Here is a 25,815-nt window from a genome sequence, read left to right on the forward strand (position 1 = left end):
TAACTCACTATTGCGAATCACCCGGTGTGGTCTGCATTACTTTGTACCCCGCTCGCGGGACTTTTGCACTATGGGAGTAGGGTTCTTGCCCGGCTCCGCGCCCGCCGCGCGGCATCGGCGGCGGGGTCGGCACGGCGTCAGCCGCGGCTCGGGGCCACCATCGTCAGCGCGTCGCGCACCGCGACGAAGTTCACCTCGGTGCGCTTTCCGATGTAGTCCCCGTCCATCTGGAGCCCGATCGGGGTGGTCGAGGTGATCCGCACCCGAGGGGTGTCATCCACCCGAAAAAGGTTGCGCGACTTCGGGTTCGACCCCGGCTTCAGGAGCTGGCGCACCATCGGCAGGCTCCGTGCGATGCTCATCGTGCGCATCGCGAACACGCCGAGACCGGTGTCGAAGGCGGTGTCCGGGTTGACCGCGACGGGGCGCTGGTTCAGGTACGTCCACGGGCTCGAGTTCGACACGAACGCGTAGTGCACCCCGTCGACCGGCTCGTGCCCCGGCACCTCCACCGTCAGCGTCGGCTCGATCCGCCGGGTCCGGAGGAAGGTGCGCACCGCGGTCCGCACGTACCGGGACGGGGTCGCTGCGTGGCCCTTCGCGCGGGCAAGGTCGATCGCCTCGCACACCTGCGCGTCCAGCCCGAGCCCGGCATTGAAGGTGAACCATCGGCCGTCGCAGTGCGCCAGCCCGATTCGTCGCCGCTCCCGCAGCTCGAGCAGTTCGATCAGCTGGTTCGTCGCAACAACGGGATCCGGGTCGATGCCGAGGGAGCGGGCGAAGACGTTCGCGGACCCACCCGGCACCACCGCGACGAGCGGGGTCGGTCCGATCGTCAGCGCGCTCATTGACCCGGGCTCCGGGGCGCCGAGCAGTCCGTTGACGACCTCGTTGACGGTGCCGTCGCCGCCGTGCACGATGATCAGCCCGATCCCCTCGATGACCGCCCGCCGGGCCAGCTCGGCGGCGTGACCACGGTGGGTGGTGTGCACCACCCGGACCTGCACCCGGCTCGACAGGGCATGCGCGAGCAGGTCCCGGGCAGCCGGGGTGGTCGAGGTCGCATTCGGGTTCACGATCAGCAGCGCGCGCACGGATCACGAGCTTAGGGCGTCGGCGCCGGCCCGCGCCCAACGCGGTCGCCGGGACGCTGGCGGCGACCCGGGTGCCGCGTTCTATAGGGTGGCTGCCGTGTCCGAGTCACCCGCATCTCCGTCCCTTCCCGCCACGGTTCGCTGGGCCGGCGGCCTGGTCACCTTCGAGGGCGTCGTCGCCGTCGTCGTCGCGCTCGTGCTGGTGATCCGGGGTCTGCTCGGGCACGACCGGGAGGCCGCGAACCCGTACGGGACGGCCGCCTGGTTCGTCATCCTCGGTGGTGCGGTGCTCGCGGCCGGGATCGCATTGCTGCGCGGGCACCGGTGGGGCCGGGCGATCGCGGTGGTGGCCCAGCTGCTGCTGCTGCCGGTGGTGTGGTCGTTGCTGACCGATTCGCACCAGCCCGCACTCGGCGTGGTGTTCGGCATCGTCGTCCTGCCCGCGCTGGCGTGCCTGTTCGCGGCGCCGACGTCGCGGTGGATGGCGCAGGAGTACGGGGACGACGCCGCCGAGGAATGACCGGCGGTCAGGCCGTACCCGCCAGTCCGGCCAGCGCGGCACCGCTGAGCCGGTAGCCCGTCCACTCGTCCTGCGGTTCCGCGCCGAGGGAGTCGTAGAACTCGATCGACGGGGTGTTCCACTTCAGCACCGACCACGCCAGCCGGGTGTAGCCGTTCGCGACGCACTCGCGGGCCAGGGTCGCGAGCAGTGCCCGCCCGTGACCTCGGCCGCGGAAGGCGGGCTGCACGTACAGGTCCTCCAGGTAGATGCCGTGCACCCCGTCCCAGGTGGAGAAGTTCCGGAACCACAGCGCGGTCCCCACCACCGCGCCGCCGTCCTCGACGACGTGACCGAACACCGTCGGCTGCGGACCGAACAGCGCGGCCGTCAGCTGGGCCTCGGTGACGGTGCACTCGTCCCTGGCCTTTTCGTACTCGGCCAGGTCGTACACCAGGCCGGTGACGGCGGGCACGTCCGCGGCGGTGATGCGGCGAATCATCGGGAACCTCTTTCGTTTCGGATGGGTCGGTGGTCAGCTGGCGTTGTGGGCGACGATCTGCCGGACGCCGCGCTCGTACCCGAGCACCGTGACGGCACCGGGGGACAGCGCGAAGCGGCGGCCCTCGAGCACCGGGAACCCCACCCAGCGGGCGATCAGCGCCCGGGAGAAGTGGCCGTGCCCGACGAGGACGACGTCGCGGCCGGGGAGGTGGGATTCGGCGACGGACAGCACCAGGTCCGCGCGCGACTCGACCGCGTCGGCGTCCTCGCCGCCGGGGCACGGATGCGTCCACACCGTCCAGTGCGGCACCAGCTCCCGGATCTGCGGGGTGGTCAGACCCTCGTAGTCGCCGTAGTCCCATTCGGCGAGCGCGTCCCACGTGCGGGCGTCCAGGCCGGCCAGTTCGGCTGTGCGCGCCGAGCGCCTGCGGGGGCTGCACAGGACCGCCGGGTCGTGCAGGCCCAGCCCGGTCAGGCGCCCGGCGGCGGCCCGCGCCTGTGCCTCCCCCTCGGCGGTCAACGCGACGTCGGTGCGGCCGGTGTGCCGTCCACGGGCCGCCCACTCCGTTGACCCGTGCCGCAGCAGCACGATCCGTCCGCCAGCGCGGTCCGGTGTCGCCGCGCCCGCGCGTTCGGTGTCGCCGAGTGGTCGTTGAGAGGGCACATCCGCGATCATCTCAGGTGAGGGTCTCGCCAGCGCGCCCCGAGTGCGCAAAGATCACTGCCGTGACAACTGTGCTCGCGGTGGCGAATCAAAAGGGTGGGGTCGCGAAGACCACGACGGTGGCATCACTGGCGGCGGCGTTGGCCGGGCTGGGGCGGAAGGTGATGGTGGTCGACCTCGACCCGCAGGGCTGCCTGACCTTCTCGCTGGGACACAACCCGGACCGGGTCGAGGCGTCGGTGCACGAGGTGCTGACGGGGCAGCTGCCGCTCCGGGAGGTGATCGTCGATACCGACGAGGGTTTCGCCCTGGTTCCGGCAACGATCGACCTGGCGGGGGCGGAGGCGGTGCTGCTGATGCGGCCGGGCCGCGAATTCGCGCTCAAGCGGGCCCTTGCCACGCTCGGCGACGACTTCGACGTGGTCCTCGTCGACTGCCCGCCGTCGCTGGGCGTGCTCACCCTCAACGGGCTAACGGCGGCGAACGCGGTGCTGGTGCCGCTGCAGTGCGAGACGCTCGCGCACCGCGGGGTCGGGCAGCTGCTGCGGACGGTCGCCGAGGTTCGGGAGATCACCAATCCGGAGCTGGCGCTGCTCGGTGCCCTGCCGACCCTCTACGACGCCCGCACGACGCACAGCAGGGACGTGCTCGCCGATGTCGCGGACCGCTACGACCTGCCGGTGCTCGCGCCGCCGATCCCGCGCACCGTCCGATTCGCGGAGGCGAGCGCGTCGGGGGCCACGGTGCTCGCCGGGCGCACCAACAAGGGGGCCAAGGCGTACCGCGAGCTGGCCCGCGGCCTCGTCGCGTACTGGGACGACGGGACCCCGCTGCCGCACTGCGAGTGACCGGGGATCCTAGGGCATGTCTCCTAGCGCAGCGCGACGAGCTCGTCCCCGCGCTGTTCGACGACGACGGAACCGAGGACGGTGGTCGTGACCGGTCGGGGCGGCGTGCTGTCGGGTCGGTCGACCGGGATGCGGCGGAGGTCGGCGCCGGTGACCGGGTCGAGCACCGCGATGCCGCCCTCGACGGGGACGAGGACCTGACCGGCCATCACCGCGCCGGGGCCGAGCGCATCGGGGAACGACCACAACGGCGTGAAATCCGTTGTCCGCAGGGCGATCACGGTGGAGCCGGTCCACCAGCTGATGAACGATGCGGTGCGGGCGACGGTGGCGGTGGGGGAGACGTCGGCGGGGGCGGGATGCCGGGCGGTTTCGTTGCCGCTGCCGTCGAACACCGCGACCGATGCCGCCGCCGTCGGGGTCCCGGGAACGTAGACGGCGGTGCGTTCCCCCGAGACGCCGAGGACGGCGGCGCGCGCGACGTCACCGAGCAGGGTCGACCCGAACTCCTCGGGCTCGGAATTGTCCTTCGGTGCCGGGTTCAGGATGTCGAGCCGGACGCCGTCCTCCCCCGGACAGGATTCGAGCACCGCGAGCCGGCTGCTGCTGGACCCGGACGACAGCAGGGCGCAGCCGGAGCGGGGCTGCACACCGGGGTTGACCGGGGCGTCGACCCGACCGAATTCGAGGGTGCGCACCAGGTCCGAGCGCCACACCTCCAGCCGGGAGTCGCCGCGGGAGGTGAGGTAGGTGCCGTCCTCGGACAACGTCACGGAGGGGTCCGCGTCGCTGGATCGCTGCGCCTGCCGAACCCCGGTGGACCCGTCGAGTTGGGTGACCTGACCGCAGCCCCGATCATCGGGGTAGACCGCGACCGCGGTGTTCCAGGCCCCGATCACCCCGCACAGTGCCCGGTCCCGCCGATACGACCACAGCGCGCTTCCGGTCTCCGGGTCGTGTCCGGTGACGGTGTCGCCCGCGCCGCTGACCACGGCGCCACCCGCGGCAACGGGGGCGGCGGTGGCGCCGCTGGCGGCACGCCAGGACTCGGTCAGGGTGTCGGGCACCGTCAGCGCGGTCTCCGCCGGGACGGCGGGGGTGCTCGCGGTTACCGATTCGGTGCCGCGGGCATCCCCGGTGAACCAGACCGCGCCCGCGGCGACAACGACGAGCAGCGCGATCGCGCAGGCGGCGAAAACGTCGGCGCGGGTGCGCCGCTCGGGTGCGAGCACGTGGGTGGCTACTCCGTCGCTGCGGGCGCCGCTGAGGTGGCCGCGCCGGTGGACGGGCGACGGCGCCGGCGCCGGCGCCGGGCCGGGGTCCCCTCGCCGCTCGGCGACGTGGGTTCCGGGGCGACGGCCTCCGATGAGGTGTCGGCAGGCGCGGTGGTGGCGGCCTCGGCGGACCGTGCACCTCGGGTCCGCTTCCTGGTGCGGGTCCGCTGCGGCCGCTCGGCCTTGTCGGCGCTCTCCGCCGGAGCCTCGTTCGTGCGCGCGGGCTTCGGCTTCCGGACCGAACCCTTCGCGTCGGTCGGGATGCCGAGATCCGTGTAGAGGTGCTCGGAGCTGGAGTAGGTCTCGACCGGATCGGCGACGCCCAGGTTCAGCGCCTTGTCGATCAGCTGCCAGCGCGGCACGTCGTCCCAGTCGACGAGGGTGACCGCGGTGCCGGTGCGGCCTGCGCGACCGGTGCGGCCGATCCGGTGGACGTAGGTCTTCTCGTCGTCGGGGCACTGGTAGTTGATGACGTGTGTCACGTCGTCGATGTCGATGCCGCGGGCCGCGACATCGGTCGCGACCAGCACGTCCACCTTGCCGGTGCGGAACCCCTTGAGGGCCTTCTCCCGTGCGATCTGGCCGAGGTCGCCGTGCACGGCCCCGACCGAGAATCCGCGCTCGTTCAGCTCGTCGGCGACCTTCTGTGCGGTGCGCTTGGTGCGGGTGAAGATCATCGTCGCGCCGCGGCCGTCGGCCTGCAGGATTCGGGCCACCATCTCGGCCTTGTCGAGCGCGTGGGCGCGGAAGATGTGCTGGGTGGTGCGGTCGTGCACCGCCGAGGACTCCGGCTCCTCGGCGCGGATGTGCGTCGGCCGGGTCAGGAACGTGCGCGCGAGGGTGATGATCGGGCCGGGCATCGTCGCGGAGAACAGCATCGTCTGGCGGCCGGGAGCGGAGCCGGAGGGTCCGTCCGGGACCATCTGCAGGATGCGCTCGATGTCGGGCAGGAAGCCGAGGTCGAGCATCTCGTCGGCCTCGTCGAGGACCAGAACCCCGACCTTCCCGAGGATCAGGTGCCCCTGCTTGGCGAGGTCGAGCAGTCGGCCGGGGGTGCCGACGACGACGTCGACGCCCTTCCGCAGGGCCTCGATCTGCGTTTCGTAGGGGCGGCCGCCGTAGATCGACAGCACCTCAAGCTTCCGGGTGCCGGCCTTCAGGTACTTGCCCGCGTTCACCAGATCCTCGGTGACCTGGATGCACAGTTCCCGGGTCGGGACGATGACCAGCGCCCGCGGGGTGCCGTCGAGCGCGGCGGTGCCGGAGCCGGTGCTGACGCGGTGCAGCAGCGGGACGCCGAAGCCGAACGTCTTGCCCATGCCGGTGCGGGCCTGACCGATCAGGTCGTCGCCAGCGAGCGCCAGCGGAAGCGTCAACTCCTGGATGGCGAAGGTGCGTTCGATGCCGATCTCCGCCAGCGCCCGGACGATCTCGTCGCGGACGCCGAGTTCGGCGAAGCTGGGGGCGGTGTGGGTCTCGTCGAGCTGGGCGGACAGTGTGGTCTCGCTCGCGTCGTCTTCATGGTCGATCGTGATCTTGCTCAGTGGTCTGGCCTTCCTCGTCGGCACGCGCGCACGAGCTGGGCCAGGCCGGGTGTCGACCGCCCGGGCGGATCCGTGTCCGACGGGTGGGTGGTGCCCACCGTCCGATACGGCAACCCCGGGTCCGACTGTCGTCGGTGCCTCGTCCGACGGCCTCGGTTCCTGCTGCCCGGCGCGCAAGAGGGGTCTCTCGGCGCGGCGCGGGAACGGACCTACGGATCAGGTGCGCGCACATCATCTTCGGGCCGCCATGGTCGCCGCGATGCGTCCGATTGCCCGGACGATCGGGCTGCGGCCCGCAACCATGGTAACCGCCGCGGCCGAGTTCGCAGGTAGGCGCGGTCTACGCTGTCCACATGGGAGCCAATTCTGCCGATTCGCTGTCGCCCGTCATCGCCGCCGACCACCCGGGTGTCAGTGAGCTGTTCGCCCTCCTCGCCTACGGCGAGATCTCCGCCTTCTACCGGCTCGCCGAGGACGCCCGGATGGCCCCGGCCCTGGCCGGGAAGGTGGCGCTGGCGCGGATGGCAGGCGCGGAGATGCGGCACTTCGAGACGCTCGAGTCCGCGCTCACCGAACGCGGACTCGAGGTGTACGCGGCGATGTCCCCGTTCGTGCGGCCGCTCGACGACTACCACGCGTCCACCCACCCATCGACCTGGCTCGAGTCGCTCGTCAAGGCCCACGTCGGTGACGGCATCGCCGCCGACTTCTACCTCGAGATCGCCGGCGCGCTCGACCCGTCGGTCGGTGCGGTGGTGCGGGAGGTGCTCGCGGAGACCGGGCATTCCGAGTTCGTCGTTCAGGAGGTCAGCGCCGCGGTGCTGGCGTCGACGAAGGAGAAGGACCGCCTGATGTTGTGGGGCAGGCGGCTGCTCGGCGAGGCGATCACGCAGGCGCAATACGTGATGGCGCAGCGGGAGGCGCTCACGGACCTCGTCCTGTCGGCCAGCGGGGACCTCAACGGTGTCGCGGCACTGTTCGACCGGATGCAGGAGCGGCATGCCGAACGGATGGCGGTGCTCGGTCTCGTCTGACGCTCCTGTTCGCTCTCAGCACAGGCATCGAGGCGGCCCGGTCCTGGTCGGCTGCACTAGCCTGACACCAGTTGGTTCCCCCACCAGACAGTGATGGCACGAGAGTTCGGAGGTTGGCCGTGGAGGTCAAGATCGGCATTTCTGACAGCCCGCGCGAGCTGATCCTCAGCAGCGCGCAGACCCCGGATGAGGTGACCGAGCTCGTCTCCGCGGCAATCGGCGGCGACGCATCGGGAGTTCTCGTCCTCACCGACGACAAGGAGCGCAAGTTCCTGATTCAGGCGTCGAAGGTCGCCTACGTCGAGATCGGGCAGCCCGACAGCCGCAAGGTCGGCTTCGCGAGCTGACCGGGAGACGGGGAACGGGGCGTGCGAATCCGCACGCCCCGTTCTCGCGTCATCGGGTCGATCGTCGGCGGTCAGGCGTGCATCGGCACGTGGGACAGCCCGCCCCAGGCCAGCTGAACGGTGGTGTCGACCGCCTCCTCCTTCGGGATCGGCCGATTCGCCTGCAACCAGTACCTGGCCGTGAACTGGCTGGTCCCGACGAGTCCGACGGCGAGGATCCGCGCACGGTAGGGGTCCAGGCCCGAGTCGTGGGCGACGAGGTCGAAGACGGCGTCGACGCAGGCCTCGGTGGCGCGGTCGACGCGGGAGAGCACCTGCGGATCGCCCATCAGGTCGGACTCGAATACCAGCCGGTAGCCCTGACTGTCGTTGTCGACGAAATCGAAGAACGCCTGGACCGCGGCGCGGACACGCTGACGGTTGTCGGTGGTCGAGCGCAGCGCCTGCCGGACCCCCGAGATCAGGCTGTCCACGTAGCTCTGCAGCACCGCCAGATACAGGTCCAGCTTCCCCGGGAAATGCTGGTACAGGACGGGCTTGCTGACGCCAGCGCACTCGGCGATCTCGTCCATGCCCGCCGAGTGGTACCCGCGGCTGACGAACACCTCGCTCGCGGCCTGCAGCAACTGGAGTCGACGAGCGTCCCGGGGCAGTCGCGTGCTGCGCTTGGCGCCTTGTCGCCCGGCCGGAGTTGCGGAACGATCCGCGAGTTCAGTCATCGTGCTCCCCATCTTTGCGTTGTCACCATCCGTGCCTCGTGCTGCGTGGGTGAGGTTGCTCACGGCACCGGGTGCACAAAGTGATCGAACGATACCGGACCGACGCCCGGACATTCGCGAAACCGCGAACGCTGCCACCACCGAGTATTCCAGGTCACCGTTGCGGGCACGTTCTCGCCGTACACACGCCGGTCCCGGTGCAGGTCGTGCCGGGTTCCGGTGTCCGCCCGCCCGGTGCAGGTGCCCGGCGTGCCCGGGCGGACGCCGCCGCCGGTTGTGAGACGCTGGACCGGTGACGGATGGAGGCGGACCGCGACTGCGGGGTGCACACCCCTGGAGTGCCGACGACTCGACAGCGGGCTCGGAGCGGGCCGGATCGGCGCGGGATCCCGAGGCGGCACCGCAGGACGAACCCGGGTGGAGACGCGCGGGGTCGGACGAGCCGGAACCCGGCGGACCGCGCGCAGGCCGCTGGACCGGCGGGCCGGTCGCGTCGCGGCAGCCGCTGCGCGCGCTGTGGGACCCGATCACCGAGAGCACCGGACGAGCCCGCAGCCCCCGACCCGAACGGCAGGCCCGCAAGCAGAGCAGGCTCGGCAAGTTCGTCGCCACCTACGGCTGGCGCGCCTACGCCATCCCGGTCCTCGCCGTCGTTACCGTCCTCGTCGTCATCGACGCGGTCCGCGGCACCGGGCCCGCCGAACCCGGCGCGTACGGCGATCCCGGGTTCGGGGCCCGCAGCACCAGCGTCGACGGAACCGGTGTCATCGGCGTTCCGCCGCAGGGCGACGGCAACTTCGCCGCCTCGATCCCGTCCGGGACGCTCCCCGACGGCGGGCCGTTCACCGCGACCGGGGCCGGGACCTGGCGCGTCATCCCCGGAACGACACCGAAGGTCGGGCGCGGCACCGAGCAGGTGTTCACCTACACCGTCGAGGTCGAAGACGGCGTCGATACCGCCGGATTCGGCGGCGACGAATCCTTCGCCCGGATGGTCGACCAGACGCTCGCCAACCCGAAGAGCTGGACCAACGACGAGCGGTTCGCCTTCCAGCGGGTCGATTCCGGTGACCCCACCTTCCGGATCTCGCTGACCTCGCAGATGACGATCCGGCAGGCCTGCGGCTACGACATCCAGCTGGAGGTCTCCTGCTACAACCCGGGAATCGACCGGGTCGTCCTCAACGAGCCCCGCTGGGTGCGCGGCGCCGTCGCCTACCAGGGGGACATCGGCTCCTACCGGCAGTACCAGATCAACCACGAAGTCGGGCACGCGATCGGCTACCAGGCCCACCAGCCGTGCGAGGCGGAGAGCGGGCTGGCGCCGGTGATGATGCAGCAGACCTTCGGGACCTCGAACGACGACATCGCCACCCTCGACCCCGAGGGGGTCGTGCCGATGGACGGCAAGACCTGCCGATTCAACCCCTGGCCCTATCCTCGGGGCTGAGCGGAACCGCCCGCGGTTCGGATGAGCGGCACCGCCCGCGGTTCGGATGAGCGGCACCGCCGCTGGGAGAATGGGTGGCATGTCGACGTCAGCACAATCCGCAACCACGCCGACCGGCGCCGGGCTGCTGCCCGCCCTGCCGCCACTCGTGGAGCCTGCGCCCGAACTGAACCGGGCCGAGGTGGCCCGCTACAGCAGGCACCTGATCATCCCGAACGTGGGAATGACCGGGCAGAAGCGGTTGAAGAACGCGAAGGTGTTGGTGATTGGTGCCGGTGGACTCGGCGCCCCGACGCTGCTGTATCTCGCGGCCGCCGGGGTCGGGACGATCGGCATCGTCGACTTCGACCACGTCGAGGAGTCGAACCTGCAGCGTCAGGTCATCCACGGCCGCAGCGATGTCGGCAGGCCGAAGGCCCACAGCGCCCGCGACGCCATCCTGGAGATCAACGACGGCGTCCACGTGCGGCTGCACGAGTTCCGGCTCGACACCTCCAACGCCGTCGGCCTGTTCGAGCAGTACGACCTGATCCTCGACGGCACCGACAACTTCGCCACCCGCTACCTCGTCAACGACGCCGCGATCCTCGCGGGCAAGCCGTACGTGTGGGGGTCGATCTACCGCTTCGAGGGTCAGGTGTCGGTGTTCTGGGAGGCAGCACCCGACGGTCGCGGGCTGAACTATCGGGACCTGTACCCGGAGGCCCCCGCGCCGGGCACCGTCCCGTCCTGCGCCGAGGGCGGTGTGCTCGGCGTGCTGTGCGCCTCGGTCGGGTCGATCATGGCGACCGAGGCGATCAAGCTGATCGTCGGGATCGGGGAGCCGCTGCTCGGCCGGTTGATGATCTACGACGCCCTCGCGATGAGCTACCGGACCATCCGGGTCCGCCGCGACCCGGGCCGGGTTCCGGTTACCGAACTGATCGACTACGACGCGTTCTGCGGGGTGGTGTCCGACGACGCGCAGGCAGCGGTGTCCGGGTCGGCGGTGACCGCGGCGGAACTCGCCGAGCGGCTCGGCGCTGGCGGGGACATCGCGCTGATCGACGTGCGGGAGCCGGTCGAGTGGGACATCGTGCACCTGCCCGGCGCAACGCTGATCCCGAAGGACCGGATCCTGTCGGGGGAGGCCCTCGCCGAGTTGCCGCAGGACCGTCCGATCACCCTGTACTGCAAGACCGGGATCCGGTCCGCGGAGGTGCTCGCCGCACTCAAGGCGGCCGGGTTCGCCGACGCGACACATTTGCACGGGGGAATCGTCGCGTGGGCGACCCAGGTCGACCCGAGCCTGCCGACCTACTAGGAACTGTGCGTGATTTTCACCCCGATCGGGGTGAGAATCACGCACGGGCGCGAAGCGCATACCCGCGGGCGCGTCAGCGTCGGGGGACGGAGTGCACGGCGGTAGGTTTAAACGCGTGAGCTCCGTCGAACCACCCACCCATGTGCGGTCCACTTTTGGTCTCCGCGAGACCACCCCCGTCGCACTCGGTCCCGACTGGGAGGGCGGCTGGCGTTGCGGTGACGTGGTGCTCTCACCCGTCGCGGATCACGCGCGGGCGGCGTGGTCGGCGAAGGTGCGCGAGACCCTCGAACCGGACAGCGTCCGGTTGGCCCGCCCGGTGCGGGCGACGGACGGGCGGTACGTGGTGTCGGGGTGGCGCGCCGACACCTACATCGAGGGCGCCCCGGAACCGCGGCACGACGAGGTGGTGTCGCTGTCGCTGCGGTTGCACGCGGCGACCGCGGCACTCGAGCGGCCCCGCTTCCTGGTGCAACCACCGGTCCCGCCGTGGGCGGATGTCGACGTGTTCGTCGCCGCGGACCGGGCCGCGTGGGAGCAGGTGCCGCTGCGCGGTGTGAAGGGCCAGTTCGAGCCCGCATCGACGGACGGCAGGACCAGCATCGAGCTGATCGGCCAGCTCGCGACGCTGCGTAAACCGGTGCACTCGCCCGACCAGCTGGTGCACGGCGACCTGTTCGGCACCGTCCTGTTCGCTGGCTCGGATGCGCCCGGGATCACCGACCTCACGCCGTACTGGCGCCCCGCGGCGTGGGCGGCCGGGGTGGTCGTCGTCGACGCCCTGTCCTGGGGCGGTGCCGACGAGGAGCTGGTCGGGCGGTGGGAGGATCTTCCGGAGTGGCCGCAGATGTTGCTGCGGGCGTTGATGTTCCGGCTCGCCGTGCACGCGCTGCACCCGCGGTCGACGGCGGAGGCGCTGCCGGGGTTGGTGCGCACCTCCGACCTGATCCGGTTGATGCTGTGACGTTCCCCGGTGCGGCTCAGTCCGGGCTGTCGACCCGGCCGTCGGGGTGCCGGGCGAACCGGCCAGCGTCGGCGGGATGCACCGGGCCGTCCGCCTGCCACGGCCAGCCGCCGAATCCGGTGCGTCGGTAGTCGTCGAACGCGGCGACCAGACCGGCCTCGTCGTTCATCACGAACGGGCCGTGCTGGGCGACGGGTTCGCCGATCGGACGGCCCTGTAGCAGCAGGATCCGGATTCCCCCCGCTCCCGCGGTCAGCGTCACCGCTGCGGTCGGGTCGAGCACGACGCCGGTGCCGGTGCCGATGGTGTCGGCGCCGATCCGCACGTCGCTGCCCTCATACACGTACAGCACCCGGTTGGTGTCGGGTCCGCCCGCGGCGGGCAGCGGGAGGCGGGCGTCGGGGGTCAGATCGAGATGCCAGATCGCCAGGTCGGCGTCGGAGTCTGCGGCCCACGACTCGGGTGGCGGCGCGAGCGGGGCGACTCCGTCGATGGCGCCCGCGATCACCGTCACCACGCTCTCGCGGCCGCCCTCGTCGGTGCGGTTCAGCCGCGGGGTCTGCTCGTTCCAGAGCATCGCGAAGTGCGGATCCGCGGACTTGGACGCGGCGGGGAGGTTCAGCCAGATCTGGAACAGGTCGAGCGGGTTCGGGCGGTCCCGGTTCAGGAGCGGGAACATCTCCGAGTGCGACACGCCGCGTCCAGTGGTCAACCACTGGGTGTCGCCGTCGCCGTAGCGTGCGGTTGCCCCGAGGGAGTCGGCGTGGTCGACGGTGCCGCGTCGCACGTAGGTGACGGTTTCGAAGCCCCGGTGCGGGTGCTGCGGGAAGCCGGGCACGGTCTGTCCGTGGTACATGTTCCAGCCGGACGGGTGGCCGAAGTCCCGGCCGAGCGGGCGCCCGGCGAGGGCGGCGTCGGGCCCGAGGTCCGCGGTGCCCTGCGGGTAGGCGTCGTCGTGGTGGGCGACGAACAGGAACGGGTCGACAGCCTGCCACGGGGAGCCGAGGCGGAACTGGTGCAGCACAGGGTCGGCGGAAGTCATGCAAAGTTCAACCAACTGTGACGGGGCGGCATTCCCGGCAGCGCATCAGCCCGGCGGGCGACGGAGCTCAATCAACTCGGTCAGGAACCGCCTGGCCTCGGTCGCGGCCAGCTCGGGGTCGCCGTCGATGACCGATTGCACCAGCAGTTCGTGCTCGTGTTCGTACGAGTTCGCCGCGTCGACGGGGTGTCCGGTGACGATCTGCTCGATCGTCGGGAGCAGCGAGTCGTAAAACTCGAGATACACCTCGTTGTGACTGGCCGCGACGATCGCCCGGTGCAGGGCAACGTCTGCGGCGACGGCGGCGCGGCGCCGGTCGGGGTCGCGCGGTTCGGCGCTGCGCCACAGGAGATTGCGCTCGCGCAGCAGGGCGCGCAGGTTCTCGATGTCCGCCTCGTCCCTGCGGCGGGCGGCCAGCGCGGCCGCGGTGACGTCGAGCGCCTGGCGCAGTTCGAGCACGTCCCGCTCCAGCGCGCTCGCGAAGTACTTCGCCAGGGTGCCGCCGAGATCGCTGGTGGCGATCACGTAGGTGCCCGACCCCTGTCGCCGTTCGAGCATCCCCGCGTGCACGAGGGCCTGCACTGCCTCGCGGACGGTGTTGCGGCCCGTCCCGGTGAGCTCGGCGAGCGCGGGTTCGGTGGGGATCCGGCCGCCGACCGGCCAGCGTCCGGCCGTGATCTCGGCGCGAAGTTGCTCGGTGACCTGCGCGATCAGGCTGGTGCGTCGTACGGGTTGCACGGGGACCCTTCTGCCGGTGCTGGTGGCCTGGTGGCCGGACGCAGGGAGTGTAATCGTTTGCCCCAATTCATCCAGTCATCCTATGATTCTCCGGTCCACGGTGTCCCGGGACGCAATCGGGTGAGTGAGGTGTTGTGGTGACGGTGCAGCAGGCACACGTGCAGAAGGCGACCGGATCGGCGGGCGACCGCCGTCGCTCGCTGATCTCCGGGCGTCTCGTCGTGCTCGCGGCGATCGTCCTGTCCGCGCTCACCCTGCGGATCGCCGTCACCTCCCTCACCCCGCTGCTCGACGAGATCGGGCAGGAGATCGGCTTCGGCTCCACCGTCATCGGGGTCTTCGGGATGCTCCCCACCGCGATGTTCGCGGTGTTCGGGTTGCTGACCCCCCGACTCGCGGTCCGGTTCGGTCTCGAACACGTGGCGCTGGCGGCGATGGTGATGACCGCGATCGGGCTCGGATCGCGTGCGGTGATGTCGGGGACGGCCGGGCTGCTTGCCTTCTCCGCGCTCGCCCTCGGCGGCATGGGCATCGGCAACGTCGTGATCCCGCCACTGGTCAAACGCTATTTCGCCGACCGAGTCGGGGCGGTCAGCACCCTCTACATCCTCTGTGTGCAGATCGGAACGATGCTCCCCGCCGCCGTCGCGATTCCGGTCGCCGAGGCAGCCGACTGGCGCACCTCGCTCGGGATGTGGACGCTGCTGCCGGTCGCCGCGGCGCTGCCGTGGATCGCGGTGACCCTCGGCAGGCGCGGCCGCGACGTCCACGACCGGACCCCCGTCGAGGCCGCCGGTGAACCGCGCGGGCAGGTGTGGCGGTCGCCGGTGGCGTGGGGCATGGCAGGCATGTTCGGCATGACCTCGCTGATCACGTACTCGATGTTCACCTGGATTCCGAAGATCCTCGCCGAGTCCGGTGCCACCGCCGGGTTCGGCGGCTCGATGGTCGCGCTGTTCAGCGCCGTCGGATTCCTCGCCGCGGTCGGCGCGCCGTCGCTGTGCATCCGCATCGCCAACCCGTATCCGGTGGTCCTGCTGTGCGGGGTGAGCTACCTGATCGGGTTCGCCGGGCTGCTGTTCGCGCCGATGGCGGCACCGATCCTGTGGATCGTCGCGGTCGGCCTCGGACCGAGCACCTTCCCGATGTCGCTGACCCTGATCAACCTGCGCACCCGCACCGGCGCCGGATCGGCCGCCCTGTCCGGCTTCACCCAGGGCCTTGGCTACGCCGTCGCCTGCATCGGACCGCTGATGTTTGGGGTGCTGCACGACGTCACCGGCGGCTGGGCCTGGCCGTTCCTGCTGCTCGTCGGTGCCGTCGCGGTGATCATGGTCGCGGGCTGGGTGGCGTGCAAGCCGCGGTTCCTTGAGGATTCGTGGGGTGCCCGCGCCGCGTGACGCGGGCAGGTCACACCCGTTAACACGGCGTTCACCAGCGCAAACGGGCTCACACGCCGGGTCGGCGGCAGGTGAGTGCAAGTTCATTGCGGGGTCATTGACGGCAGCACCGAGGCAACATCGCCCTCGTAGTTTCGGGTCACCACACCCAACGAGGAGGCCTGGTGACCACACGCTCGGACGACGCAACGGCAGCCGCCGACGGCCTCGACACCCCCACCACGGCGGCGCAACGGCACCACATCGCGCACTGGGACGCGGAGGACGTCGAGGCCTGGGAGGCGGGCGGCAAGGATATCGCCAGGCGCAACCTGATCTGGTCCGTGATCGCCGAGCACGTCGGCTTCTCCGTCTGGTCCGTCTGGTCGGTGATGGTGCTGTTCATGCCGACCGAGATCTACGGCATCGACGCGGGCGGCAAGTTCTTCCTCGTCGCGGTCCCGACGCTGGTCGGCGCGATCCTGCGGATCCCCTACACCGTCGCGACGGCCCGGTTCGGCGGCCGGAACTGGACGGTCTTCAGCGCGCTGGTGCTGATGATTCCGCTGGTCGCGACCCTGTACCTGATGCTCAACCCCGGCTTCAGCTACACCACCTTCCTGCTGGTCGCCGCGCTCGCCGGCGTCGGTGGCGGCAACTTCGCCTCCTCGATGACCAACATCAACGCCTTCTACCCGCAGCGGCTCAAGGGCTGGGCGCTCGGGCTGAACGCGGGCGGCGGCAACATCGGGGTCCCGGTGATCCAGCTGCTCGGCCTGCTGGTGATCGCGACCGTCGGCAACACCGAGGCCTGGATCGTCTGCGCGATCTACCTGGTCCTGTGCGGTGTCGCCGCGGTCGGCGCGGCGCTGTTCATGGACAACCTCGGCAACCAGAAGGCCGACCTGAGGGCGATGGGGAAGACGCTCCGGTACGGCCACTCGTGGGTCATCGCCTTCCTCTACATCGGTACCTTCGGCTCCTTCATCGGCTACAGCTTCGCGTTCGGCCAGGTCATGCAGATCAACTTCCTCGCGGGCGGGGACACCCCGGCGCAGGCCGCATTGCACACCGCGCAGATCGCGTTCATCGGCCCGCTGCTCGGGTCGATCGCCCGCCCATACGGCGGCAAACTCGCCGACCGGATCAGCGGCGGCAAGATCACCCTCTACACCTTCGCCGCGATGATCCTGGCGTCCGGTGTCCTGGTCACCGCGAGCACCCTCGACGACCGCACCCCCGGCGCCGCGAGCACCGGCATCCTGGTGACACTGGTCCTCGGCTTCATCGCCCTGTTCCTGCTGTCCGGCCTCGGCAACGGGTCCGTCTACAAGATCATCCCGTCGATCTTCGAGGCGAAGGCGCAGGGCCTCGACCACCTCGACGCGGAGCAGAAGGCCACCTGGTCCCGGAACATGTCCGGCGCGCTGATCGGCTTCGCTGGCGCGATCGGCGGCCTCGGCGGTGTCGGGATCAACCTGGTGCTCCGCGCCTCCTACAGCAGCGACGCGAAGTCGGCCACGATGGCGTTCTGGGTGTTCCTCGGCTTCTACGTCGCCTGCCTGGTCGTCACCTGGGCGGTGTTCCTGCGCCGCCCCACCGAGCGACGGAACGCCGACGGCCACCGGTCACCGGTTCTCGTCACCGACTGATGCAGTTCACGAACCAACGAAGAAGAGGGGCGGCATGAGCCACAAGTCAGTAGTGGTCGTTGGCCACGGAATGGTCGGGCACCGGTTCGTGGAGGCGTTGCGGGCGCGGGACGAGTCGGGCGGATGGAGGGTGACGGTGCTCTGCGAAGAGGCCCTGCCCGCGTACGACCGCGTCGGCCTGTCGTCGTACGTCGGATCCTGGGACCCAAAGGAACTCGCGCTCGCCGGGAACGACTACACCGGTGACGACCTGGTCGACCTGCGGACCGGGGTGCGGGCCACCGCGATCGACAGGGACGCGCGGACCGTCACCACCTCGGCGGGCGACACCGTCGGCTACGACGCGCTGGTCATGGCCACCGGCTCCTACGCGTTCGTGCCGCCGGTGCCCGGCCACGACCGCGACGAGTGCCACGTCTACCGCACCGTCGACGACCTCGATGGGATCCGGGCGCGGGCCGAGGCCGCAGGAGCGGGCCGCGGGGCGAGCGACGCGACGGGGGACCGCCCCGTCGGTGTCGTCGTCGGCGGCGGGCTGCTCGGGCTGGAGGCGGCGAATGCGTTGCGGCTGATGGGCATGACCCCGCACGTGGTGGAGTTCGCGCCGCGGCTGATGCCGCTGCAGGTCGACGAGGGCGGCGGCGCGCTGCTCGCCCGACTCGTCGAGAGCCTCGGCGTCCGCGTACATACCGGGGTTGGGACCGCGGCGATCACCGACGGCCCCGACGGGATCCGCGTCGAACTGTCCGACGGCTCGGCGATCGACGCGGCGCTGCTCGTGTTCTCCGCGGGCATCCGCCCGCAGGACCAACTCGCCCGCGACGCGGGCCTCGAGGTCGGACCCCGCGGCGGCATCATCACCGACATCGGCTGCCGCACCGCCGACGAGGCGATCTACGCGGTCGGCGAATGCGCCGCCGTCGAGGGCGTCTGCTACGGCCTGGTCGCCCCCGGCTACTCCACCGCCGAGGTCGTCGCGGACCGGATCCTCGGTGGCGCAGCGGAATTCCCCGGCGCGGACCTGTCGACGAAGCTCAAGCTGATGGGGGTCGACGTCGCCAGCTTCGGCGATGCCCACGCGCAGGAACCCGGCGCACTCGAGGTGGTGCTCAGCGACGCCGCGAAGGGCACCTACGCCAAGCTGGTGGTCTCCGACGACGCGAAGACCCTGCTCGGCGGCATCCTGGTCGGCGACGCGTCCGCGTACGCCTCGCTGCGGCCGCTGGTCGGCCGGGACCTGCCCGGTGATCCGGCATCCCTGATCTCGCCTGCGGGGGAGAAGCCCGGTGCCGGGTCGCTGCCCGACGACGCCGAGGTGTGCTCCTGCAACGCGGTCACCAAGGGCACGATCTGTGGGGCCATCGCCGACGGTGCCTGCGACATCGCGCAGGTCAAGGCCTGCACGAACGCGGGCACCACGTGCGGTGGCTGCCTCCCGACGATCAAGCAGCTGCTCGCGTCCTCCGGGGTGGTGCTCTCGAAGGCGCTGTGCGAGCACTTCGACCAGTCCCGCGCCGAGCTGTTCGAGATCGTCCGGGCCACCGGCATCCGGACCTTCTCGGCGCTGATCGGCAAGTTCGGCACCGGCTCCGGCTGCGACATCTGCAAGCCCGTCGTCGCCTCGATCCTCGCGTCCACCGACTCCGACCACATCCTGCACCGGCAGCAGGCGGGCCTGCAGGACACCAACGACCACTTCCTAGCGAACATCCAGAAGAACGGCACCTACTCGGTGGTGCCGCGGATGCCCGGCGGCGAGTGCACCCCGGAGCAGCTGATCGTGCTCGGCGAGGTCGCCCGCGACTTCGGCCTGTACGTGAAGATGACCGGCGGCCAACGGATCGACCTGTTCGGGGCGCGGGTCGACCAGCTGCCCGCGATCTGGCGCAGGCTCGTCGACGCGGGCATGGAATCCGGTCAGGCGTACGGCAAGTCGCTGCGCACCGTGAAGAGCTGCGTCGGCTCCACCTGGTGCCGGTACGGGGTGCAGGACTCGGTCGGCATGGCGGTGGACCTGGAGATGCGGTACCGCGGCCTTCGCTCACCGCACAAGCTGAAGTTCGGCGTCTCCGGGTGCGCCCGCGAATGCGCGGAGGCCCGCGGCAAGGACGTCGGCGTCATCGCCACCGAGAACGGCTGGAACCTCTACGTCTGCGGCAACGGCGGTCAGTCACCCAAGCATGCGCAGCTGCTCGCGGGCGGCCTCGACGACGCCACCCTGACCCGGTACATCGACCGGTTCCTGATGTTCTACATCCGCACCGCCGACCGGCTGCAGCGCACCGCGCCCTGGCTGGAGGCGATGGACGGCGGGCTCGACCACCTCAGGGCCGTGGTCTGCGACGACAGCCTCGGCATCGCCGCCGACCTGGAGTCGGCGATGGCCAGGCACGTCGACGGCTACCGGGACGAGTGGGCCGGGGTGCTCGACGACCCGGAGAAGCTGTCCCGGTTCGTCACCTTCGTCAACGCCCCGGAGGAGGCCGACCCGACCGTCGCATTCGACGAGACCGGAACGCGCAAGGTGCCGGTGCTGATGGGCCTGCCCGCGATGCCCGCCGGGTAACGCTCCTTACCGCCAGGGAATCGGGCCTTAACGCCGGGGTAACACCCGGTCCGTAGAAATGAGGCCTGCAGTTACAGGGAGGACCGCGATGACAATCATCGAATCACCACCGCACGCGGGCGCGGGTGAGCTCGGGGCGGCGGGACGCGCGAGCGTGACCGACGGCAAGCTCGAATGGACGTCGGCCTGCCCGCTGAGCCGCCTGATCCCCGGACTGGGGGTTGCGGTGCTGCTGCGGGGCGGCGAGCAGGTGGCGCTGTTCCTGCTCGACGACGGCACCCTGCGCGCGGTCGGCAACATCGACCCCTTCGGCCGCGCCGCGGTGATGTCGCGCGGCCTGGTCGGGGACCGGGCAGGCGAGCCGACCGTCGCGTCGCCGCTGCTCAAGCAGGTGTTCTCGCTCGTCGACGGCCGCTGCCTCGACGACGAGTCGGTGCGACTACCGGTCTACCACGTTCGGGTGTGGGGCGGGGTCGTGCAGGTGCACAGTCCGCTGCGGGGAAGCGCATGACGGTGCTGGAACGGGCGGAGACGATGAGCCAGGTACGCGCGGGCGGCGAGCCGCTCAAGGGATTCACCGTCGGGATGACCGCCGCCCGCCGCTCGGAGGAGTTCGGCACGCTGCTCACCCGGCGCGGCGCGACGCTGGTGCAGGCCGCCGCGATCCGCATCATCCCGCTCGTCGACGACGCCGAGCTGGAACGGGTGAGCCGCGAGCTGATCGAACGGCCCGCGGAGATCACGGTCGCGACAACCGGGATCGGGTTCCGCGGCTGGATGGAGGCCGCCGACGGCTGGGGGCTGGCCGAGGACCTGGGACGGTCGCTGGGACGGTCCCGGATCCTCGCCCGCGGTCCGAAGGCGAAGGGCGCCATCCGGGCCGCCGACCTGCGGGAGGAATGGTCGCCGCCGTCGGAGTCCTCGGCCGAGGTGCTCGACCACCTGCTCGCCGAGGGTGTCGAGGGCAAGCGGATCGCCGTGCAGCTGCACGGCGCCACCACCGAGTGGGAGCCGCTGCCGGACTTCTGCGAGGTCCTCCGGATTGCCGGGGCGGACGTGGTCCCGGTCCCCGTCTACCGGTGGACACCACCGGACGACCAGACCGCGATGGACCGGCTGATCGAACTGACCGTCGGCGGCGGCCTGGACGCGGTCAGCTTCACCAGCGCGCCAGCGGTTGCCGCGATGCTGATGCGCGCCAAGGAGATCGGGCTCATCGACCCGCTGCTGAAGGCGTTCGACGGCCGAGTCCTCGCGGTGTGCGTCGGGCCGGTGACGGCGGCGCCGCTGGAGGCGCTCGGCGTGCACACCACCATGCCGGGGCGGGCCCGTCTCGGGTCCCTCGCCCGGCACATCGCCGAGGAACTGCCGCGCCGCGCGATGCGGGTGAACGCGGCCGGGCACGAACTGAGCGTGCGGGGCGGCTGCGTCGTCGTCGACGGCGAGGTCCGGCAGCTGGCGCCCGCCGCGATGGCCCTGATGCGGACCCTCGCGCATCGGCCGGGCCGGGTCGTCTCCCGCGAGGATCTGCTCGCGGTGCTCCCCGGCGGCGGCGGCGACACGCACGCGGTGGAAACGGCGATCGCGCGGCTGCGGTCCTGCCTCGGCGCGCCGAAGATCGTGCAGACCGTCGTCAAGCGCGGCTACCGGCTGGCGATCGACCCCGTCGAGTGCGGTGACGGGAGCAGGTCGTGACGGCCGCGCCCGCGCTGGTGCTCGTCGCGCACGGCACCCGGTCCACCCGGGGAGTTGACCTGGTCGCCGCGCTCGCGGAGGAGGTGGCCGCGATCGTCGGCACCACCCGCGTCGCGTTCGTGGACGTGCTCGGACCGTCACCGGCGGAGGTGCTGCGCGACCTCGACGGGCCCGCCGTCGTGGTGCCCGCCTTCCTGGCGTCCGGCTACCACGTACACACCGACGTGCCCCGCGAGGTGGCGGAGTCCGGGCACCCCGCGGTGCAGGTCACCGCCGCGCTCGGGCCCGATCCGGTGCTGGCGCTGGTGCTCCTCGAACGACTCCGCGCTGCCGGATGGCGCGCCGGGGACGCGGTGGTGCTCGCTGCCGCGGGCTCGTCCGACCCGCGGGCACTGGCGGACGTGCAGCGTGCTGCGGCGATGCTGGCCGACCTGACCGGTGACCGGGTCGACATCGGCTACGTCGCGACCGCGCAGCCGAGGGTGGCGGATGTGGTCGCTCGGGTGCGGGCCGAGACCGGGCGCCCGGTGTTCGTCGCGTCGTACCTGTTGGCGCACGGCCTCTTTCACAGCCGGCTCGGTGCGTGCGGGGCGGACGGTGTCGCGGAGCCGCTCGGCGTGCATCCGGCGCTGGTGCGCCTGCTCGCCCGCCGGTTCCGGCAGGGCGTCAGTGCGGCAGCAGCAGCAGTTCGGCCGAGCCGCCGTCCGGTGTCCCCGGTTCGATGACGGCGAGGGCCTGCGCCCTCACCAACGCGCCGAGATGCGCGGTCCGCACCTGCGCCTCGACCCGCCACCTGCCGTCCGGGCCGAGGGTCGCGGGCACGAGTCGCGTGACGTCCGAGTCGATCTCGGCGGCGTTCGCGATCAATCCGACGACCGGATCGGGTTGCGGTGCACCGGTCAGCGCCGCGACCACGGTCGGAACCATCAGCAGCAACGTCGCGACCGCCGCGTACGGATTGCCCGGCAGACCGAGCACGATCCGGCCGTCCGGCAGGGTCGCGGCGATCTGCGACCCGCCGGGCCTGCACCGCACCCGGCCGACGACGATGCGGGCGCCTGCCCGCTCCAACGCGGCGCGCAGGTGGTCGGCCGCGCCGCCCCCGGTCGCGCCGACCATCACCAGCAGGTCCGCGTCCACGGCGGACCGATCGCCGCCGAGCAGTTCGTCGAATCCGCCTGCGGTGTCCCGCAGGTGCGTGTCCCCGAGCGTCGGCACCCCACACCAGGCGAGGAACCGGGGCAGCACCGGGCCGAGCGAGTCCCTGGTCTGCCCGTCCCGCAACGGCCCGTCCCTGCGGATCTCGTCGCCGGTGACCACCACATGCCCGCGCACCGGCCCGCGGACCAGTAGCTCCGACACCTCCGCACTGAGCGCGACCGACGCCAACGCGGGCGTCACTGCGGTGCCCGGTGTCGCCAGCAGGGATCCGGGCAGCCAGTCCTCGCCGGGGCGGCGCACGTCGTCCCGGATCGGTGCCCCCGGCGCGCGGGCGACGACCCGGCCGCCGGTCGCGGAGTCGGCGACGTCGACGTGCTCGTCACGAATCACGGTGTCGGCGCCGGTCGGCAGGTGCGCGCCGGTGGCGATCCGGACGGCGTGTCCCGGGTCGAGGACCACGGTGTCGGTCGACCCCGCGTACCGGACGGCGGTGTCGAGCAGCCACGGCCCGTCCCCGGCGACCGCGTACCCGTCCATCGCGGACACCGGCACCCGGGGGAGCGCCTCCTCGGCCCGCAGCGACTGGGCGAGCGCGCTGCCGATCGCGTCGAGCGGGGACTGCGGGAAGGCGGGCAGCGTCTCGAGTGCCGCGTGCACGGCGGTGCGGGCGGCGCCGATGCTCAGTGGGGTTGCGTCGGCCGACGCGCTCGGTGTCGCCCTGGCGCGGGCCGCCGCGATGTCGGCGGGCGTGTCGCAGTCCGAGATGCCCGCCATCCCGACCCGGGTGAACGTGTCGGGGACAAGAGTTTTCATCGGCTGATTGGTGACGCCGTCGAGCTCCCCGAGTCGCGCGGACAGCACGTCGGCGCGCCACACCCCGAGCAGGAACTGGACGCGGCCGGATTCGTCGACGGCCAGCGCGGCGCCGCGGTCGGGGGCCACGTCGAGTGCGCTGCGCAGCAGATCGATCGCACCCGGCGTCAGCTCCGGCAGGTCCGCGGCCAGCACCGCGACCACCGCGCTGCCGCCGACCGCGCGCAGCCCCGCCGCCAGCGCTGCGACCGGGCCCGCGCCGCGCGGGGACTCCTGGACCTGCCGGATCGCCGGATCCAGGTCCGCGCGCGGTGGGCCGACGACCACGGTGGTTGATGCTCCGGCGACCGCCGCCAGCGCGGTGCCGAGCATGCTGCGTCCCCCGACCTCGAGGGCAGGCTTGTCCACCCCGCCCATCCGCGACCCGGACCCGCCAGCGAGGACGATGGCGTCAAACGGTTCGGCGGTCATGCGTCCATGGTCGCACGGCCCGGCGGCGCCGCCCGTTTCGCTTCCCGCGCACCGGCGATCCCGCCTGCGGTCGACGCTACGACCTGCCGCGCCTCCGTGGGTGGCGCGCGATCAACTTGCGTGCCTGCGCCGCAGCAGCGGGTCCAGTGCCACGCGGACCGGCCGCCGCAGCGTCTGCCCGTAGGCGGCGAACAACTCGTCCCGGGAGTCGAACATTCCGACCGAGTGCACGACCGCGCCAGACAGATCCAGGCAGCCGGGGTCACCGGACGGCGCCCAACTGATCGGTGCCCGCGCCGCCGCGTCGAACAGGGTCTCCTCGCCGCTGTTCGTGAACGGTTGCGGGGCAGCGCAACCGGCGCCGGAGAACACCACTGATGCGTCGAGCCATGCGTCGTCGATCAGGAAGCTCGGCCAGGCGAGCAGCACCCGGTCCGGGACAAACGGGCGCAGGTACCGGAACCTCGGGTACCAGAACTCGCCGCGCAGCACGAGGCCCTCGACGCGGGTGGCGATCCCGGCGCGCCGCGCGCACGCCTCGATCACCGCCAGACGCTGGCTGCACGAGCCGAGCCCGCGCCGGAGCGTGCTCGACGCGGGCTGGGTGTCGTCGAGCCCGTAGACCGCACCAATCCGGGCGCCGACCGTCCGGTGCGTCGCGCGCAGGTGATCGGACGAGGCCTCGCCAGCGGCGCGCGTCGGCAGCAGCTCGAACACGGGAGCGCCCCAGTCGAGGATGGCGGTCGCGTCGACCCCGCCGCGGGCGGGCCAGGACCGGGGGCTGAGCGGCCGGCCGAGCCAGGGGGTGACCAGGGTGCACGTCATACCGTCGACGCTAGACCGGCCGGACGTGCACCTCGCCGCGAGTTGGTTGTTGTGGTGCTCGACCGGGCTCGGAGTGCAGGAAAACGCCCAACTCGCGGTGCCCTAGAACCGGTGCCGGGCGACCGCCAGGTCGATGCGGCCGCCGTGGATCGGGACGTTCTCGGCGGCAAGGCGCTCCAGCTGCCGCGCGGCGAGGTGCGGGGCGGGCCTGCCGGACGCGGGCACCACCCGATGCCACGGCAGGTCGGCGGAGTCGGTGCGCATGATCCACCCCACCGTCCGCGGGGTGGACAGGCCGGCGGCCGCGGCGATGTCGCCGTAGGTGCTCACCCGGCCCGGCGGGATCGAGGAGACGAGGTCGCGGACCCGCTCCACCTGCTCCTCGGTCGTCATCGCCTACAGCAGCGTCTCGATCAGCGCCGCGACCTCCGCGGGACGCGCGCCTGCGACCATGTGGTCGACGTCCATCTCGACCACCGTCAGCCGGTCACCGAGCTGTGCGGCCAGGGCGGTCCGCAGCGCGGGGGTGACGTACGGCGGCTGCACCCGCATGGCCTGCACCAGGATCGTCGGCAGCTCGGCGGGCGGCAGCACCACCGGTCGGGCCAGCTCTCCCCAGGACGCGACGACCGCGGGGACGGCGTACCGCCAGCCGACCCGCCCGCCGGTCAGGTCGATCAGGTGCGTGGCCATCTCCTCGTCGAGCACGTCCGCCGCGACACCGGCCCACGCCCCGTGCACCTTCTCCGCCCGGGCCTCGGCGGCGTCGGTGTAGTCCGGGTACCGGATGGTCAGGTCGGCGACCTCCAACATCCGCGCCGGATCGAGGCCCAACGCCGGGTCGAGCAGCAGCAGGCCCCGGACCCGCTCCGGGACGCGTGCGGCCAGGTGCACGGCGATCAGCCCGCCGTACGAGTGCCCGACGAGGACGACCGGTTCCGTTGCCTCGGCGTCCACCACCTCGACGAGGGAGTCGACCTGGTCGGCGACACCCCACGGCGGGTTCCACGTCGAGTGTCCGTGGCCGCGCAGGTCGGGGGCGATCACCCTGGCGCCGGGCAGGTGGTCGTCGGCGAGGTGCCGCCACCGCTTCCCGTGACCGGTGAGTCCGTGCAGCGCGAGAACAGGCGGCCCGTCGACGGGGCCGAAGCGGTGAACGTTCAGGTCGGGCACGGCCGCCATTGTGCCCGACGGGTGGTGTGCCGGCCGGTGCCCGGCACCACGCCGAA

At 71.6% G+C, this 25,815-nt stretch carries 25 protein-coding genes; 13 read left to right on the top strand and 12 right to left on the bottom strand.

Annotated features, from left to right (window positions below; genetic code table 11):
- Positions 1–137: 137 nt before the first annotated feature.
- Entirely contained in the window at positions 138–1,094 is a 957-nt protein-coding gene (locus tag ACWF62_RS12425; RefSeq protein ID WP_378506956.1) for a diacylglycerol/lipid kinase family protein, read from the bottom strand.
- A 97-nt stretch (positions 1,095–1,191) separates the two neighbouring features.
- Between ACWF62_RS12425 and ACWF62_RS12430 the strand changes: the two genes are divergently transcribed.
- Positions 1,192–1,614, top strand: coding sequence for a hypothetical protein (locus tag ACWF62_RS12430; RefSeq protein WP_378506957.1), 423 nt, complete (start codon positions 1,192–1,194; stop codon positions 1,612–1,614).
- A gap of 7 nt (positions 1,615–1,621) precedes the next feature.
- Here the strand turns inward: ACWF62_RS12430 and ACWF62_RS12435 are convergent, their stop codons facing one another.
- Positions 1,622–2,095: a GNAT family N-acetyltransferase gene (locus ACWF62_RS12435; RefSeq protein ID WP_378506958.1), complete on the bottom strand. Its 474-nt coding sequence runs from the start codon at positions 2,093–2,095 to the stop codon at positions 1,622–1,624.
- Positions 2,096–2,128: 33 nt separating this feature from the next.
- On the bottom strand, positions 2,129–2,773 hold the full coding sequence (locus ACWF62_RS12440) for an acid phosphatase (RefSeq protein ID WP_452630190.1): 645 nt from the start codon (positions 2,771–2,773) through the stop codon (positions 2,129–2,131).
- Between the two features lie 50 nt (positions 2,774–2,823).
- On the opposite strand from ACWF62_RS12440, the gene ACWF62_RS12445 reads away from it, so the two are divergent.
- On the top strand, positions 2,824–3,609 hold the full coding sequence (locus tag ACWF62_RS12445) for a ParA family protein (protein WP_378506960.1): 786 nt from the start codon (positions 2,824–2,826) through the stop codon (positions 3,607–3,609).
- 23 nt (positions 3,610–3,632) lie between these two features.
- On the opposite strand, the gene ACWF62_RS12450 is transcribed toward ACWF62_RS12445, so the two are convergent.
- Entirely contained in the window at positions 3,633–4,841 is a 1,209-nt protein-coding gene (locus ACWF62_RS12450; RefSeq protein WP_378506961.1) for an Rv3212 family protein, read from the bottom strand.
- 8 nt (positions 4,842–4,849) lie between these two features.
- Entirely contained in the window at positions 4,850–6,451 is a 1,602-nt protein-coding gene (locus ACWF62_RS12455; RefSeq protein ID WP_378506962.1) for a DEAD/DEAH box helicase, read from the bottom strand.
- A 329-nt stretch (positions 6,452–6,780) separates the two neighbouring features.
- On the opposite strand from ACWF62_RS12455, the gene ACWF62_RS12460 reads away from it, so the two are divergent.
- Together ACWF62_RS12460 and ACWF62_RS12465 are read left to right on the top strand one after the other, a co-directional pair.
- Positions 6,781–7,461 (top strand): ferritin-like fold-containing protein, encoded by a 681-nt coding sequence (locus ACWF62_RS12460; protein WP_378506963.1) that lies wholly within the window; start codon positions 6,781–6,783, stop codon positions 7,459–7,461.
- Between the two features lie 119 nt (positions 7,462–7,580).
- A complete protein-coding gene (locus tag ACWF62_RS12465; RefSeq protein ID WP_378570316.1) occupies positions 7,581–7,808 on the top strand; it encodes a DUF3107 domain-containing protein in 228 nt (75 codons plus the stop codon).
- 71 nt (positions 7,809–7,879) lie between these two features.
- Here the strand turns inward: ACWF62_RS12465 and ACWF62_RS12470 are convergent, their stop codons facing one another.
- A complete protein-coding gene (locus ACWF62_RS12470; RefSeq protein WP_378506965.1) occupies positions 7,880–8,527 on the bottom strand; it encodes a TetR/AcrR family transcriptional regulator in 648 nt (215 codons plus the stop codon).
- Between the two features lie 292 nt (positions 8,528–8,819).
- On the opposite strand from ACWF62_RS12470, the gene ACWF62_RS12475 reads away from it, so the two are divergent.
- The 3 genes from ACWF62_RS12475 (at position 8,820) to ACWF62_RS12485 (ending at position 12,244) form a co-directional block, all read left to right on the top strand.
- Positions 8,820–9,977 (top strand): DUF3152 domain-containing protein, encoded by a 1,158-nt coding sequence (locus tag ACWF62_RS12475; protein ID WP_378506966.1) that lies wholly within the window; start codon positions 8,820–8,822, stop codon positions 9,975–9,977.
- Positions 9,978–10,056: 79 nt separating this feature from the next.
- Positions 10,057–11,280 carry an adenylyltransferase/sulfurtransferase MoeZ gene (gene moeZ, locus ACWF62_RS12480; protein WP_452630192.1) on the top strand — a complete coding sequence of 408 codons (1,224 nt, stop codon included), beginning with the start codon at positions 10,057–10,059 and terminating at the stop codon, positions 11,278–11,280.
- A gap of 115 nt (positions 11,281–11,395) precedes the next feature.
- Positions 11,396–12,244 (top strand): TIGR02569 family protein, encoded by an 849-nt coding sequence (locus ACWF62_RS12485; protein ID WP_378506968.1) that lies wholly within the window; start codon positions 11,396–11,398, stop codon positions 12,242–12,244.
- A 16-nt stretch (positions 12,245–12,260) separates the two neighbouring features.
- Here ACWF62_RS12485 and ACWF62_RS12490 read toward each other — a convergent pair whose 3' ends face one another.
- Both ACWF62_RS12490 and ACWF62_RS12495 read right to left on the bottom strand, forming a co-directional pair.
- Positions 12,261–13,286 (bottom strand): pirin family protein, encoded by a 1,026-nt coding sequence (locus ACWF62_RS12490; protein WP_452630193.1) that lies wholly within the window; start codon positions 13,284–13,286, stop codon positions 12,261–12,263.
- Between the two features lie 45 nt (positions 13,287–13,331).
- Positions 13,332–14,024 (bottom strand): FadR/GntR family transcriptional regulator, encoded by a 693-nt coding sequence (locus tag ACWF62_RS12495; protein ID WP_378506970.1) that lies wholly within the window; start codon positions 14,022–14,024, stop codon positions 13,332–13,334.
- A gap of 143 nt (positions 14,025–14,167) precedes the next feature.
- Here ACWF62_RS12495 and ACWF62_RS12500 point away from each other — a divergent pair, with 143 nt between their 5' ends.
- The 6 genes from ACWF62_RS12500 (at position 14,168) to ACWF62_RS12525 (ending at position 22,041) form a co-directional block, all read left to right on the top strand.
- A complete protein-coding gene (locus ACWF62_RS12500; RefSeq protein WP_378507048.1) occupies positions 14,168–15,424 on the top strand; it encodes a CynX/NimT family MFS transporter in 1,257 nt (418 codons plus the stop codon).
- A gap of 242 nt (positions 15,425–15,666) precedes the next feature.
- Positions 15,667–17,055 carry an MFS transporter gene (locus ACWF62_RS12505; RefSeq protein WP_452630210.1) on the top strand — a complete coding sequence of 463 codons (1,389 nt, stop codon included), beginning with the start codon at positions 15,667–15,669 and terminating at the stop codon, positions 17,053–17,055.
- 34 nt (positions 17,056–17,089) lie between these two features.
- Positions 17,090–19,621, top strand: a complete 2,532-nt coding sequence (gene nirB / locus ACWF62_RS12510; protein ID WP_452630194.1) for a nitrite reductase large subunit NirB — start codon at positions 17,090–17,092, stop codon at positions 19,619–19,621.
- A gap of 88 nt (positions 19,622–19,709) precedes the next feature.
- A complete protein-coding gene (gene nirD, locus ACWF62_RS12515; protein WP_452630195.1) occupies positions 19,710–20,132 on the top strand; it encodes a nitrite reductase small subunit NirD in 423 nt (140 codons plus the stop codon).
- The gene (locus tag ACWF62_RS12520) at positions 20,129–21,316 is read left to right on the top strand and encodes a uroporphyrinogen-III synthase (protein WP_452630196.1); all 1,188 of its coding nucleotides are present in this window, start codon (positions 20,129–20,131) and stop codon (positions 21,314–21,316) included. Before nirD ends, ACWF62_RS12520 begins: the two co-directional genes overlap by 4 nt.
- Positions 21,313–22,041, top strand: coding sequence for a sirohydrochlorin chelatase (locus tag ACWF62_RS12525; protein ID WP_452630197.1), 729 nt, complete (start codon positions 21,313–21,315; stop codon positions 22,039–22,041). The genes ACWF62_RS12520 and ACWF62_RS12525 overlap by 4 nt, the downstream gene beginning before the upstream one ends.
- On the opposite strand, the gene ACWF62_RS12530 is transcribed toward ACWF62_RS12525, so the two are convergent.
- The 4 genes from ACWF62_RS12530 to ACWF62_RS12545 form a co-directional block, all read right to left on the bottom strand.
- Positions 21,983–23,761, bottom strand: coding sequence for an NTP transferase domain-containing protein (locus tag ACWF62_RS12530; protein ID WP_452630198.1), 1,779 nt, complete (start codon positions 23,759–23,761; stop codon positions 21,983–21,985). The two genes, ACWF62_RS12525 and ACWF62_RS12530, sit on opposite strands and share 59 nt — an antisense overlap.
- A gap of 111 nt (positions 23,762–23,872) precedes the next feature.
- The gene (locus tag ACWF62_RS12535; RefSeq protein ID WP_452630199.1) at positions 23,873–24,586 is read right to left on the bottom strand and encodes a transglutaminase domain-containing protein; all 714 of its coding nucleotides are present in this window, start codon (positions 24,584–24,586) and stop codon (positions 23,873–23,875) included.
- A gap of 102 nt (positions 24,587–24,688) precedes the next feature.
- Positions 24,689–24,979 (bottom strand): MGMT family protein, encoded by a 291-nt coding sequence (locus tag ACWF62_RS12540; RefSeq protein WP_378506977.1) that lies wholly within the window; start codon positions 24,977–24,979, stop codon positions 24,689–24,691.
- 3 nt (positions 24,980–24,982) lie between these two features.
- The gene (locus tag ACWF62_RS12545; protein ID WP_452630200.1) at positions 24,983–25,768 is read right to left on the bottom strand and encodes an alpha/beta hydrolase; all 786 of its coding nucleotides are present in this window, start codon (positions 25,766–25,768) and stop codon (positions 24,983–24,985) included.
- Positions 25,769–25,815 lie beyond the last annotated feature (47 nt).

The sequence above is a fragment of the Rhodococcus sp. NPDC054953 genome (genome assembly GCF_053609225.1).

Bases quoted from the DNA above. Each gene is read 5' to 3' on its own strand.
- ACWF62_RS12535 (WP_452630199.1), bottom strand. From the start codon at position 24,586: ATGACGTGCACCCTGGTCACCCCCTGGCTCGGCCGGCCGCTCAGCCCC.
- nirD (WP_452630195.1), top strand. From the start codon at position 19,710: ATGACAATCATCGAATCACCACCGCACGCGGGCGCGGGTGAGCTCGGG.
- ACWF62_RS12460 (WP_378506963.1), top strand. From the start codon at position 6,781: ATGGGAGCCAATTCTGCCGATTCGCTGTCGCCCGTCATCGCCGCCGAC.
- ACWF62_RS12490 (WP_452630193.1), bottom strand. From the start codon at position 13,286: ATGACTTCCGCCGACCCTGTGCTGCACCAGTTCCGCCTCGGCTCCCCG.
- ACWF62_RS12545 (WP_452630200.1), bottom strand. From the start codon at position 25,768: ATGGCGGCCGTGCCCGACCTGAACGTTCACCGCTTCGGCCCCGTCGAC.
- ACWF62_RS12435 (WP_378506958.1), bottom strand. From the start codon at position 2,095: ATGATTCGCCGCATCACCGCCGCGGACGTGCCCGCCGTCACCGGCCTG.
- ACWF62_RS12530 (WP_452630198.1), bottom strand. From the start codon at position 23,761: ATGACCGCCGAACCGTTTGACGCCATCGTCCTCGCTGGCGGGTCCGGG.
- nirB (WP_452630194.1), top strand. From the start codon at position 17,090: ATGAGCCACAAGTCAGTAGTGGTCGTTGGCCACGGAATGGTCGGGCAC.
- ACWF62_RS12520 (WP_452630196.1), top strand. From the start codon at position 20,129: ATGACGGTGCTGGAACGGGCGGAGACGATGAGCCAGGTACGCGCGGGC.
- ACWF62_RS12440 (WP_452630190.1), bottom strand. From the start codon at position 2,773: ATGATCGCGGATGTGCCCTCTCAACGACCACTCGGCGACACCGAACGC.
- ACWF62_RS12540 (WP_378506977.1), bottom strand. From the start codon at position 24,979: ATGACGACCGAGGAGCAGGTGGAGCGGGTCCGCGACCTCGTCTCCTCG.
- ACWF62_RS12470 (WP_378506965.1), bottom strand. From the start codon at position 8,527: ATGACTGAACTCGCGGATCGTTCCGCAACTCCGGCCGGGCGACAAGGC.
- moeZ (WP_452630192.1), top strand. From the start codon at position 10,057: ATGTCGACGTCAGCACAATCCGCAACCACGCCGACCGGCGCCGGGCTG.